An 11,406-nucleotide genomic window follows, 5' to 3' on the forward strand; every position below is an offset into this window, starting at 1 on the left:
AAAGAACGTCATGCAGACCAAAGGGAAGCATCTTGCCTGCGTAACTAACTTCAAATTTTAGAGTCAGTTACGCAAGTGAGATGCTTTCCTTTGGTCTGCATGACGTTCTTTTTTATTATTTACTACCCCTTACACCGACAGTATTTCCACCATCCGCATAAAGCTCTGGTTGATGATTTTACGCTTGTAAATGGTGTCCTCGAAAGGGGTGTACATGAGCTTGCGGTCCACGATGCCGGCCATCACGTTTTTCATGCCATTGAGCAGGCCCTCCACGGCGGCGATGCCGAGCTGCGAGGCCAGCAGGCGGTCGGCGGCGGTGGGCGAGCCGCCCCGTTGAATGTGGCCCACGATGGTAACGCGGGTATCGAGCTGCGGAATGGCTTCCTTCACGCGCTTGGCCACCTGGTGCACGTTGCCCTCCTCTTCGCCCTCGGCCACAATGACGATAAAGGAAGTTTTGTGCCGCTTGTAGCTGTCTAGCAGCGTTTCGATAACGGCCTCCACGCTCATGGCCGTTTCGGGTACCATCACGATTTCGGCCCCGCCCCCGATGGCGCACGGAATGGCAATGTAGCCCGAGTCGCGGCCCATCACTTCCACAAAAAAACAGCGGTCGTGCGAGTCGGCCGTGTCCCGGATTTTATCAATAGCTTCCAGAGCCGTGTTTACGGCCGTGTCGTAGCCAATGGTATAGTCCGTGCCGTAGAGGTCGTTGTCAATCGTGCCCGGCGCGCCTACCGTCGGGATACCAAACTCCTGCTCAAAAATACTCGCGCCCGCAAACGTGCCGTTGCCACCGATGGCTACTAGGCCCTCGATACCATGATTCACGAGCTGGTCAAACGCTTGCTGCCGGCCCTCCTTAGTCATGAACTTTTGTGAGCGCGCCGACTTTAGGATTGTGCCGCCGCGCTGCACCGTATTCGACACCGAGGCCGAGTCCATGCGCACGAACTCGCCCGTAATCATGCCGCTGTAACCTCGCATGATGCCGTAGACCTCAATGCCGTGGTACACGCCCGCACGTACTACCGCCCGCAGGCAGGCGTTCATGCCGGGAGCATCACCCCCGCTCGTAAAAACTCCGATTCTCTTCATGTCAAAAATTCAGCTAAAGCGCCCGCTACCAACGCTGAGTTGGCCTTAAGCTCGCAAAGGTCGCATAACGGAGGCACAAGCGCTAGGTGCTGGCCTAAATTTGAGCCAGACATTTTTGCCAAAACCACGTAAAATAGGCATTTACCGGGCTTGCGTTTGGTTATTAAGTGATTTATCCTTAATTTTCGCTACCCCCGTTTCCCCACCCTTCACTTCCAACCCGTCCTCCCATGTTTGGTTTTTTTGAAAAAGAGCAGGCTAAAAAGATAAAAGGCCACCTGTGCAACCTGGCCGCCCTAGCCAAAGCCGACGGCAACGTGGACGACCGCGAGATGAAATTTATCATCACCGTGGGCAAGAAAAACGGCGTGTCGGCCAGTGAGGTGCGCAAAATAGTGCAGGGCGAAACCCGTTGCGCCGCCGACCTGCCCGGCAACGACTCGGAGCGCTTCGACCAGATTTTCGACCTCGTAGACATGATGCTTGCCGATGGTATCGTGGACCAGACGGAGATGAATTTCTGCACGATAATGGCCGAGAAGCTCGGTTTCCGCGAAGACATCGTGGACGTGCTCATGGGTAAGATTTCGCAGGGGGTGAAGGATGCCGTTCCCCGCGAGCGCATCAAGGACGAGAGCCTGTCGCTGCTAAAAAGCCCCGCCCTACCCCAGCGATAGGCCACCGGGCCGTGCGCGTGCCAGCCCTACCCCCCCTGCTTGGCCGCGATGGCCCGGAGCAGCCCCGCGCAGGCCGCGTCAATCTCGGCCTCCGTAATGGTTAGCGGCGGCGCGATGCGTAGCGAGTTATCGCAGAATAAAAACCAGTCGGTGAGGATACCCTCCACGGCCAGCGCCCGGTCGATAATTGGTTTGAGCACTTCAAACGACTCAAACTCCACGGCCATCAGCAGCCCGCAGTTGCGAATTTCGCGGATGGCCGGGTGCCGCAGGCCGGCCCGTAGCCGCGCCGCCTTGGCTGCCACGCCGGCCAGCAGGTTTTCTTCCTGAATAACCTGGAGCGTGGCCAGCGAAGCCGCGCAGCTTACCGGGTGCCCGCCAAAAGTGGTGCAGTGCCCCAGAATGGGATTCGTTTGGAACCCCACCATAATTTCGGGCGAGGAGATAAAGGCCCCAATCGGCATGCCGCCGCCCATGCCTTTGGCGCACACCAGGATATCGGGCACTACTCCGAATTGTTCAAACGCCCACTGCGTACCCGTGCGCCCAAAGCCGCACTGAATCTCATCCAAAATAAGCAGCGCGCCCACTTTGGTGCAACGCGCCCGCACGGCTGGCAGGTAACCAGGCAGGGGTAGGCGCACGCCGGCCTCGCCCTGCACGGTTTCGAGCACCACGGCGGCCGTGTTTTCGGTTATTAAGTCCAAGTCAGCCAGCTCGTTGTAGCGCAAATGCAGCACGTCGGGCAGCAGCGGCCGGTAGCTGTTCTTAAACCCCTCGGAGCCCGTGATGGACAGCGCCCCGTGCGTGGAGCCGTGGTAGGCATGGAGGGCCGAAACCAGGCCCGTGCGCCCCGTGTGGCGCTTGGCCAGCTTAAGCGCGCCCTCAATGGCCTCGGTGCCCGAGTTGGTGAAGTATACCGTGTCGAGCGGGGGGGGTAGGGTGGCGGCCAGCGCGTGGGCCAGCCGGGCGGGCGGGGCCTGCACCAGCTCGCCATACACCATCAGGTGCAGGTATTTATCGAGCTGACCCTGAATGGCTTGCAGCACCCGCGGGTGCCGGTGCCCCACATTGCTCACCCCAATGCCGGCAATCAAATCCAGGATGGGGCGGCCTTCCGGCGTGTACATATAAACCCCCTCGGCTCGCTCGATTTCCAATAGCAGCGGAAACTCGGAGGTCTGGGCCTGGTGGCGCAAAAAAAGTTGGCGGGACGTCAGCATAACGCCCGCAAAGGTACCGCGCCGAGCGCGGGGGGTAGGAGCGGGGCGGGCTATTGCCCGGCCGCCGGCGGACTATCATTCCGGCCCGCCACGCGCTTGAGCACTTCCTTGGTAAAATCGCGCTCGGCCTGGTACAACTCCGCCACCTGGCGCATGGTCAGCGACTTCTGTAAGCGGTCGAAGTAGCTTTTCTCCAAATCCAGCTGCTGCTGGCGCAGCGCAAAATCCTGGTTGAAGTTATCGCGGAGCTGCACATCGCTCAGGGTGGGGTTTTTGGCTTCGTTGCGCAGTAGGCGGGTCGAACGATTGAGCTCGCGGCGGCGGCCCACAAATTCATTATATAGCGGCCAGAAGCGCTGGGCTTCGTCTTGGGTCAGCGTCAGGCGCGAGGTAATGAAGGCAATCTTGGCATTGTCGAGCTGCGTGATGCGCCCGCCCGGCTGCCGCCCCTGCGCCTGCGCCGGCTGGCTGCCCACCAGCGCCGCCAGCACCAGCGCCTGCATAAAAAACAATCGGAACAGCTTCATCGTCAAGATTCAAAAAGCATTAAAGCAAGCCAGCCTCGTCGTGAGGCTGCGCATCGAGCGCCTCCGTCATCTCCGAATCTGATGGTTGAAGATAACGCCGCGTCAGACCCAAGCGGTGCGTGGGTAGCTCGGCTAGGTCGAGCATATCGACGTGGGTTTCGCCGTTGGTCAGGTAATCTACCAGCTGCTCGGCGGGCACGGCATCGAGACTGTTGGCCGGGGTAGCCGGGCGGCTCAGCGGCCCGCCGCCCAGCCATAGCGAAGCCGCCAGCGTACCCAGCAACACCGTAGAGGCCAGGCCGGTACGTACGTAGGCGGGGGCCAGCCGCAGCCAGGCAGGCAGCAGCGGCCGCACGGCGGGCGCGGCCACCTGCGCCATAATGCGCGTGGGTAGCCGCTCGAAGTAGCCGGCCGGGGGCGCGCTCAGCGGCTGCGGCCCGCGGCGCGGGTGCTGGTCCAGGTTAAAAGCAGTTTTCATGAACGTTGGATGCAAACCAGGGGGTAGGGTTTAATCGGCGTCTTCGGCGGTCGTACTCAGCATATCAGCCGCCGTCACATATTCTTCAATCTTGCGGGCGGCGTGGTGGTAGCTCGCCTTGAGGGCTCCCACGCTGGTGCCCGTCACCTGCGCCATCTGCTCGTAGGGCATCTCATCATAATAACGCAGGTTGAAGACCAACCGCTGCTTGTCGGGGAGCCGCAAAATGGCTTTTTGCAGCTTCAGCTCAATCTCATCGCCGGCCACGGCGGGGTAGGCTTCCAGCTTGGCGGCTAGCTCGGCCCCCACGTCATTAAGGGGTAGGAAAAACTTGCGCCGCTTACTCTGTAAAAAGCTTAGGCACTCGTTGGTCGCAATGCGGTAAATCCAGGTGAAGAGTTGGGCATCCTGCCGAAAATTCCCCAGGTTTTTCCACACCTTTACAAATACGTCCTGCGTGAGGTCGTCGGCATCATCGTGGTCCACCACCATCTTGCGCACGTGCCAATACACCTTCTGCTGGTACTTGCGTACCAGCTGGTTAAAGGCCAGGTTACGGCTGGCGGGGTCCTGAAACTTGGTAAGGATTTCGTGGTCTTCCAAACGCGGAGCGGGGGCAAAAGTGCGGGTTGGACGCCGGGAGGGGGGTAGGGTTTAATGAACCAGCCATCAGTATCAACTTACCTCCCAAAAATGCTCAGCGAAGTTGTTTGCGCCGAGCGAATAGTGAAGTTGCGCACGTCCGTAAACTTGCTGCCGTTGCTGGTGGCGGTGCGAAAAACCAGCCGGTACGCGCCCGGCTGCATGGCCAGGTTCACACGACTGCTGGTTTCAGGTAGGTTATAAATCCAGGTCTGCGACTCGTCATCATTAAGCTTGTAGAGGCTGCCAAAACCCTTCAGGTCGGACGTAATATTGAGCGTGCCGGGCGCGGCGTAGCTCACGGTCGCGGTCTGGCCCTGGTACACACTCACGCGCTGCACGGTGCGTGGCAGCGTCAGCATCTCCACCTCGTAGGTGCCGGCCAGCAGCTTCTGGCGGCTGCCGAAGGGTAGGGCCAGCCCAGCGCCGGGGTTGGCGGCCGGGTGCACCACGGCCTGCACCGTCGCGCCGTAAGGATTGGGCGTAACGGCGGGCGGCTGCAAATGCAGCAGGCCCTGCGGTGTTTTGAAAGTCAAGACGTTGGCCTTACCCGCCCGAATAGCCAGATTGGCCTGACGCACGGCCGGCACCGTGTTGATAATGAGGTCATAACTCTGCAAGGCGTCGATGTCTACCACGTCGGCTTTGCCCTGCGCATCCCGGTAATGCACGTAGTTGTATTCCGGCTGCCCGGTCACGTTGTTGACGAACGTCATGTTCACGTTCGACTCCACTGGCCGGCCGGCCTCGTCGGTCAGGTTCACGGCCACCGTGGTTTTGGCCAGCGTCTGGGCAATCACGTCGTTGAGCACCGTCTGGAAGGTCTTGACCTCGGCCGCGTTGTAGTATTTACCCAGGCATTCGAGCGCTTTCCCAAAGTCTTTTTCTGCCCCAATCCCAATCACAAAGGGTTTCAAAAAAATGTGCTTGCGCTGCAACGCCAGCGAGGCCGCGCAGGGGTCGCCCTTGCACGACTCTACCCCATCCGTAATGAGCAGCAGCACGTTGCGCGAGGCTTTATCCTGCGGAAAGTCTTTAGCCGACTGCTCCAGCGAGTACGTAATGGGCGTGTTGCCCTGCGCCTTCAGCGTCTTGAGCCGCGCCTTAATGGCGGCCGCATTCTTAGGCGCGAAGGGCACTTCGAGGCGCGAGTCTTCGCAATTTTGCTCGGCGTTGGGGTGCTGGTGGCCATACACGCGCAGTCCGAGTTCCAGGTTGGGGTAGGCGTTGAGCGAGTCGGCCATCTTGGCCAGCAGGCGCTTGGCTACCTCCCAGCGCGGCTTGCCCTCCCAGGGGGCCATCATGGAGCCCGAGGCGTCGAGCAAGAACAAAATGCGCGTAACCTTGGGCTTTTCCGGTGGCGCGTTCTGTGCCCGGCCCTGGAAAGCAGCCACTACTAATGCGCAAGCCATTAACAGGCAGCGAATTATTCTAATAGTAGCGGGTGAGAAGAGGAATAGCATTGCCGAAATTTACACCGCCGCCGCGAGTTTAGCGCCACTTTTAGCCTGGGCAGGGCGCGTCGGCAGTAGCAGCTAGAGCTTCGCCATTTTCTTCAGGTCCATGCTTTTAGCCACTGCTTCTACCAGTTCCAGGTTTTGCTGCTTGGTACCCGCGATGGTGACCAGAAAGCGGTCGCCCACAGCCAAGGTCAGGTCGGCCTCGCCCGTTTTTTTATGGAATGTTTCGGAGCCTTTCACGCCATCCAAGCCAAGCTTCGCCTCTTTGGTCAGGCTTTCATCGTCCTCGCTCTCCAGGCCCAGGCTAAACATGGCCGATGCTCCTTGGTAAAGCTGATTGGCCCCATTGTAGTCAATTACACTCACTTTTACCTCGGCCGTATCGCGGGTGAAGGTGCGCTCGGCGGAGGAGAAAGCCATGCCGGCTGTCTTCATCGACTGGCCGCTTGGCGCACCGGCCGTGTAGCCGCTCACGTCGGCAGGCAGGTAGTTTTCGAGGTCTTTGTAGGGCAGGGACAGCGTATCGCCACTTTTCACGCGCTCGGCGTGCCGGTCCTTGGCTGCCTCCATCGTGGTTTCCAGGTTCTTGCCCGCTTCGCTAAGCTTAGAGAGGTTAGAATAGGTCTCCTGAGCTTTTTGGGCCTTTTCGCAGCTGGTGGATAGAAGTAGCGCAGCCGCTAGCCAAGGTAAAAACTTAATCATGCCGAATGATGAAAAGGTGAGCAAAGCAAAAGTAAAGCTGTTGCCGACATTTTCGTTACCGCTAAGCAAGAAACCCTCAAAACTTAACTTCCCGATGCTGAGTAAGATTACGCACCCTACGGTTTAGTATGGCGATGGCTGACCTGAACCGTGGATGCTACACTCAGCGCGGGCTATTTCTTGCCCTTACCCAGCAACCACCACCAACCTGGCCGCTGCGTACTATCGGTAGCCGCCGGCTCGCTAAAAGTTTGCGTACCCTCGGGGCTAGTGACCGTGGTCACATTACCCGTGCGCTGAGTAACACTGTGCGTACCATTTGAATTTACTAGCACCGTCGGGTTGGCATCGGTGTTGGGAATAACCGAATGCGTGCCATTGGAATTGACAATAACGGCTGTGTTGCCACTCTGCACCAGCGTCGAATACGTGCCATCAGGATTCACTAGCACGCCAGTGTTGCCGTTTTGGTATAGCACCAAGTGCGTGCCATCGGGGTTCACTAGCACGGATATCTGTGCTTGAGCTATGCCTGCGCTACACAATAAAAAGCCAAGGATTAAGAGCTTTTTCATTGGAAAACCAATTAATAGATAGTAGCCATACCAGCTTAGCTCCACTAATGGCCAATGCTCGCCAACTGTTGGTTCTAACCCAGCTATTGGCGCAAGTTTAATATAGCGTAACCCGCGGCAGTAGCTAGGCTTGAAGAGTAGGTCTCATAGCTCCGGCACCGGGTTTCAGTCACTTTGAGTTACTATGGTTTTCGCCAGCGGCTCAGTTAGCGGCGGCCTTCGGCTTCCGTCAGCGTTTGGCCATTGTCTGATTGGCGGATGCCTTCTTCGATGCGCTTGATAAATAATGAGCGGTCGAATAAGTCTTTCAAATTAAAGACTTCTGGTAAATATTGGATAGCCGCATATTAGCTCTTGCTTAGTCATGGCAATTAATTTCCACCCGCCAGCAGTCCCGCCACTGACAAATCCTCATCCAACTCCTCCCAATGCAGTCCGCGTCCGCCGCCACCGATAGCCACTTGCTGCCGTTGCTCGGGCCGGGCCGCCAGCAGCCTCGGAAACCAGAGCAATGGTAAGCTTACCGTGCGGCCATCGGTGAGTTGCACGTGCATCGTAATGTCGTCAAAGGTAACTGCTTTGGCCAGGGCAGTGGTAGGGCGGTAGGTGTTCATTGCATCCAATTAACCAGTTGCAAGCCCGCTATCCGCTCATAATGCCGGGTATTGTTGGTGGCTAAAACAAGCCCGTTGGCCAGCGCTACCCCTGCGATTAAGGTATCAGTATACCCAATGCTTAAACCACGCCGGCGTAAATCGGCCTCAATCTGCGCCGCAATGGCTGCCGATTCTGCCGTTACAGGCAGCAGGTTACTTAACGAAAGGATGGCTTGCAGGCGGCCTAACTGCGTGCGGGCGTCGCGGTACAGCAGACCGTTCAGGGCCTCGCAGTAAGTGATTACGCTTACCTGAAGCAATCTGTGCGCTAACCCGTAGGCTTCCGCCCGCTTGCTGATAAGGAGATTACGACGCACCAACTCGGACACAATGTCGGTGTCAAGCAGGGTGGGCTTCATCCTCCATAAACGGATTGGGGCGCGTAAGTAACTTAGCCCGCGTGCGCCACATATGGGCCTCCACGTCTGCCCAAGCCTCCGGGCTAAGGTCATCGGGGCTAGTGAGTAGCTCGTGCAGCTTGGCCGCTATTGCTTCGTTGGAAATAGGGGTAGGCAGTAGTGTTTGCACCAGTTCATGCACTTTATCCAGATGCTCGGGCGGCACCTGCTGGAGTTCTTGGATAATGGTTTCGAGGGTTACCATAGCATCGGGTTTTCAGGTAGCCTAAGTTACAACGTTTTCCGCCAGCGGTTTAAGTAGCGGAGGGCTTTGGCTTCTGTTAGCGTTTCATGAATTTTTAGTGTATTTATTTATTCTGCCAGTAATACATAGACGCTGATAAATAATTTTAAAAGCTTTCTATTATTTTTTGTAATTTGGGATATGCTACAAGGAGGTCTAAGTCATTATGGGTTGCCAAGCTTATAATATCCTTCGCTCTTTTAATGCGCTTGAGCATTGGCATAATAATACTATTACTATGTTTAATGAATTTGTACAAATCATCAACTGAGGTTGGTAATTTATAGCCCTTATCACCAGAGCTATTACTAGCGATTAAAACGCCGGAATCTCGAACCTTTCCTACTATTTGTGTGCGAAAATACTGCTCGGATATTTTGTGTTGCCTTCCTGCATCAAGATGGTTGATTAGCTCTTTGGTAGATACAAATCCTTTTTTTCTGTATGTAGTATAGTACATTAAGAGAAGCTTAACAAAACTTATTTGGTCTGAGTGGCTCTTGTCATTATTCTGCTTATCTCTTACGAAGCTGAGCGCACTTCGTAGAGCCATTTCGGAAACTCTAATATCAAATAAACTATCACAAGTATTAACTTCTTCTTCTAACTTTTCATAGTTAGGAAAATGATTAATACTAGAAAGACGTGGCTCTAATAATTTTAAAAAGGTTTCTGATTCACTGCTTTTCTTCGTGTCATCAAAGCAATAGCCTAAAGTGCCAGCCATAAAATCAGCCACTTGTATCATCAAGTTGCTTCTTGAGTTTTCAACTAAGAAGTTAGCTCCTTCAAACAAATCACCTATGTGATTTTTTTGAACATATTTCTTAAAGCTTAGCATAAAGTCATTTCCACCATGCTCATCAACTGCTAAAGTTAACTTGGGGAAAGTCTTATAAAGCTCCTTGTAAACAAGGCCATTGGCAAACTTATAAAAAGATGCTTTGTGTTTGAATCCGTCTGAATACAGAAGCTTTTTATTTATAACTACAGCATAAATCTGAAAATTAAGTTTGCATAATTTTTCTAATATTGCTTTCCTTCTTTGATGATTTTGGCCTACTTTAAGTGATTTTATTTCACCAGTCTGAAAGTTCTTGCGCCTAATTTCCTCCACTTCTATTTCCAACAAGCCTAAGTCATGCTCGTTAACGATAATACTACACACAATAAAATGCGAGGTCTGCTTATCGAAAGCAAATGAATTTGTGCCGAATTCATCAGCAAAGGCTAGGGTTTGCATACTTCAAATATGTGAAAAACAAAACCCCCGCGCCGGCCTCATCAGCCAACGCGGGGGTTCATATTAATTGGCAACCGCCAAATTACTACATATTCTTCACAATCTCCTCGCCGAATTCGCTCGTTTTGAGGAGGGTAGCGCCCTCCATCTGGCGCTCGAAATCGTAGGTGACGCGCTTGCTTTCGATGGCGGCTTCGAGGCCTTTATTGATGAGGGCGGCGGCTTCTTTCCAGCCCAGGTGCTCCAGCATCATCACGCCCGAGAGGATAACCGAGCCGGGATTTACCTTGTCCTGGTTGGCGTACTTGGGCGCGGTGCCGTGGGTGGCCTCGAAGATGGCGTGGCCGGTCAGGTAGTTGATGTTCGCGCCCGGCGCGATGCCGATGCCGCCCACGATGGCCGCCAGCGCGTCGGAGATGTAGTCGCCGTTCAGGTTCAGCGTTGCCACGACCGAGTATTCGGCGGGGCGTAGCAGAATCTGCTGCAAAAAGGCATCGGCGATGCTGTCCTTGATGATGAGCTTGCCCTGGTCCTGGGCCTGCTTTTGCAGCGCGTCGGCCACCGACTGGCCCTGCTTGGCCACGATTTTATCGTACTGCGCCCAGGTAAACACCTTGCTGCCAAACTCCTTCTCGGCCAGCTCGTAGCCCCAGGTTTTGAACGCGCCCTCGGTGAATTTCATGATGTTGCCCTTGTGCACCAGCGTCACCGACGGCAGCTTGTGCTCCAGGGCGTACTTGATGGCGGCGCGCACGAGGCGCTCGGTACCTTCCTTGCTCACCGGCTTGATGCCGAATGACGATGACTCGGGGAAGCGAATCTTCTTCACGCCCATCTCGTCTTGCAGGAATTCGAGCATTTTTTGGGCCTGCGGGGTGCCATTCATGTACTCGATACCGGCGTAGATGTCCTCCGTATTTTCGCGGAAAATGACCATATTGGTCAGCTCCGGGTGCTTCACGGGCGAGGGCACGCCGTCGTAGTAGCGTACGGGGCGCACGCAGGCGTAGAGGTCTAACTCCTGGCGCAGGGCCACGTTCAGCGAGCGGATGCCGCCGCCCACGGGGGTAGTGAGCGGGCCTTTGATGCCCACCAGGTATTCGCGGAAAGCGTCCAGCGTTTCGGTCGGCAGCCAGTTGTTGAGTTGCTTGAAGGCTTTCTCGCCGGCTAGCACTTCCTTCCATACGAGCTTCCGCTTGCCGCCGTAGGCTTTTTCTACTGCCGCGTCAAATACGAGCTGCGAGGCCCGCCAAATATCCGGCCCCGTGCCGTCGCCCTCAATATAGGGGATAATCGGTTGGTCGGGGACGTTCAGCTTGCCATTTTTAATGGTGATTTTCTGCTCTGCCATGAGGAAAAAGGTTGTCTATTTAATCGTTGTTCAGGAGTGGGTGGGAAGTCAGGAAGTTCAAAGTATCCGTCCTTGCGAGCCTGCGAAGCAATCTTTCCTAGTCGTTCGCTTCGTTGGGTTAGTGCCCCT

At 55.6% G+C, this 11,406-nt stretch carries 14 protein-coding genes; 1 reads left to right on the forward strand and 13 read right to left on the reverse strand.

Annotated features, from left to right (window positions below; translation table 11 throughout):
* Positions 1-129: 129 nt before the first annotated feature.
* The gene (gene pfkA / locus LC531_RS04145; protein WP_223649061.1) at positions 130-1,101 is read right to left on the reverse strand and encodes a 6-phosphofructokinase; all 972 of its coding nucleotides are present in this window, start codon (positions 1,099-1,101) and stop codon (positions 130-132) included.
* A 230-nt stretch (positions 1,102-1,331) separates the two neighbouring features.
* Here pfkA and LC531_RS04150 point away from each other — a divergent pair, with 230 nt between their 5' ends.
* Positions 1,332-1,778 (forward strand): tellurite resistance TerB family protein, encoded by a 447-nt coding sequence (locus LC531_RS04150; protein WP_223649062.1) that lies wholly within the window; start codon positions 1,332-1,334, stop codon positions 1,776-1,778.
* A 26-nt stretch (positions 1,779-1,804) separates the two neighbouring features.
* Here the strand turns inward: LC531_RS04150 and LC531_RS04155 are convergent, their stop codons facing one another.
* The 12 genes from LC531_RS04155 to icd form a co-directional block, all read right to left on the reverse strand.
* A complete protein-coding gene (locus LC531_RS04155) occupies positions 1,805-2,998 on the reverse strand; it encodes an aspartate aminotransferase family protein (protein WP_223653851.1) in 1,194 nt (397 codons plus the stop codon).
* Between the two features lie 53 nt (positions 2,999-3,051).
* The gene (locus tag LC531_RS04160; RefSeq protein ID WP_223649063.1) at positions 3,052-3,528 is read right to left on the reverse strand and encodes a hypothetical protein; all 477 of its coding nucleotides are present in this window, start codon (positions 3,526-3,528) and stop codon (positions 3,052-3,054) included.
* Between the two features lie 19 nt (positions 3,529-3,547).
* Positions 3,548-4,006: a hypothetical protein gene (locus LC531_RS04165; RefSeq protein ID WP_223649064.1), complete on the reverse strand. Its 459-nt coding sequence runs from the start codon at positions 4,004-4,006 to the stop codon at positions 3,548-3,550.
* Between the two features lie 30 nt (positions 4,007-4,036).
* Positions 4,037-4,609, reverse strand: a complete 573-nt coding sequence (locus LC531_RS04170; protein ID WP_223649065.1) for an RNA polymerase sigma factor — start codon at positions 4,607-4,609, stop codon at positions 4,037-4,039.
* 77 nt (positions 4,610-4,686) lie between these two features.
* A complete protein-coding gene (locus tag LC531_RS04175; protein ID WP_223649066.1) occupies positions 4,687-6,060 on the reverse strand; it encodes a vWA domain-containing protein in 1,374 nt (457 codons plus the stop codon).
* A gap of 123 nt (positions 6,061-6,183) precedes the next feature.
* On the reverse strand, positions 6,184-6,810 hold the full coding sequence (locus LC531_RS04180; protein ID WP_223649067.1) for a hypothetical protein: 627 nt from the start codon (positions 6,808-6,810) through the stop codon (positions 6,184-6,186).
* Between the two features lie 173 nt (positions 6,811-6,983).
* Entirely contained in the window at positions 6,984-7,319 is a 336-nt protein-coding gene (locus LC531_RS04185) for a hypothetical protein (RefSeq protein WP_223649068.1), read from the reverse strand.
* Between the two features lie 437 nt (positions 7,320-7,756).
* Entirely contained in the window at positions 7,757-7,999 is a 243-nt protein-coding gene (locus tag LC531_RS04190; protein WP_223649069.1) for a DUF2442 domain-containing protein, read from the reverse strand.
* Positions 7,996-8,400 carry a type II toxin-antitoxin system VapC family toxin gene (locus LC531_RS04195; RefSeq protein WP_223649070.1) on the reverse strand — a complete coding sequence of 135 codons (405 nt, stop codon included), beginning with the start codon at positions 8,398-8,400 and terminating at the stop codon, positions 7,996-7,998. Before LC531_RS04195 ends, LC531_RS04190 begins: the two co-directional genes overlap by 4 nt.
* Positions 8,381-8,644: a hypothetical protein gene (locus LC531_RS04200; RefSeq protein ID WP_223649071.1), complete on the reverse strand. Its 264-nt coding sequence runs from the start codon at positions 8,642-8,644 to the stop codon at positions 8,381-8,383. The genes LC531_RS04195 and LC531_RS04200 overlap by 20 nt, the downstream gene beginning before the upstream one ends.
* Positions 8,645-8,789: 145 nt before the next feature.
* The gene (locus LC531_RS04205) at positions 8,790-9,926 is read right to left on the reverse strand and encodes a DUF3800 domain-containing protein (RefSeq protein ID WP_223649072.1); all 1,137 of its coding nucleotides are present in this window, start codon (positions 9,924-9,926) and stop codon (positions 8,790-8,792) included.
* 85 nt (positions 9,927-10,011) lie between these two features.
* The gene (icd, locus tag LC531_RS04210; protein ID WP_223649073.1) at positions 10,012-11,277 is read right to left on the reverse strand and encodes an NADP-dependent isocitrate dehydrogenase; all 1,266 of its coding nucleotides are present in this window, start codon (positions 11,275-11,277) and stop codon (positions 10,012-10,014) included.
* Positions 11,278-11,406 lie beyond the last annotated feature (129 nt).

It is taken from the genome of Hymenobacter psoromatis, from assembly GCF_020012125.1.
Classification (GTDB): domain Bacteria; phylum Bacteroidota; class Bacteroidia; order Cytophagales; family Hymenobacteraceae; genus Hymenobacter; species Hymenobacter psoromatis.

Excerpts from the sequence above, each read along its gene's own strand:
- LC531_RS04175 (WP_223649066.1), bottom strand. The coding sequence starts at position 6,060 with ATGGCTTGCGCATTAGTAGTGGCTGCTTTCCAGGGCCGGGCACAGAAC.
- icd (WP_223649073.1), bottom strand. The coding sequence starts at position 11,277 with ATGGCAGAGCAGAAAATCACCATTAAAAATGGCAAGCTGAACGTCCCC.
- pfkA (WP_223649061.1), bottom strand. The coding sequence starts at position 1,101 with ATGAAGAGAATCGGAGTTTTTACGAGCGGGGGTGATGCTCCCGGCATG.
- LC531_RS04160 (WP_223649063.1), bottom strand. The coding sequence starts at position 3,528 with ATGAAGCTGTTCCGATTGTTTTTTATGCAGGCGCTGGTGCTGGCGGCG.
- LC531_RS04190 (WP_223649069.1), bottom strand. The coding sequence starts at position 7,999 with ATGAACACCTACCGCCCTACCACTGCCCTGGCCAAAGCAGTTACCTTT.
- LC531_RS04200 (WP_223649071.1), bottom strand. The coding sequence starts at position 8,644 with ATGGTAACCCTCGAAACCATTATCCAAGAACTCCAGCAGGTGCCGCCC.
- LC531_RS04195 (WP_223649070.1), bottom strand. The coding sequence starts at position 8,400 with ATGAAGCCCACCCTGCTTGACACCGACATTGTGTCCGAGTTGGTGCGT.
- LC531_RS04165 (WP_223649064.1), bottom strand. The coding sequence starts at position 4,006 with ATGAAAACTGCTTTTAACCTGGACCAGCACCCGCGCCGCGGGCCGCAG.
- LC531_RS04180 (WP_223649067.1), bottom strand. The coding sequence starts at position 6,810 with ATGATTAAGTTTTTACCTTGGCTAGCGGCTGCGCTACTTCTATCCACC.
- LC531_RS04205 (WP_223649072.1), bottom strand. The coding sequence starts at position 9,926 with ATGCAAACCCTAGCCTTTGCTGATGAATTCGGCACAAATTCATTTGCT.
- LC531_RS04150 (WP_223649062.1), top strand. The coding sequence starts at position 1,332 with ATGTTTGGTTTTTTTGAAAAAGAGCAGGCTAAAAAGATAAAAGGCCAC.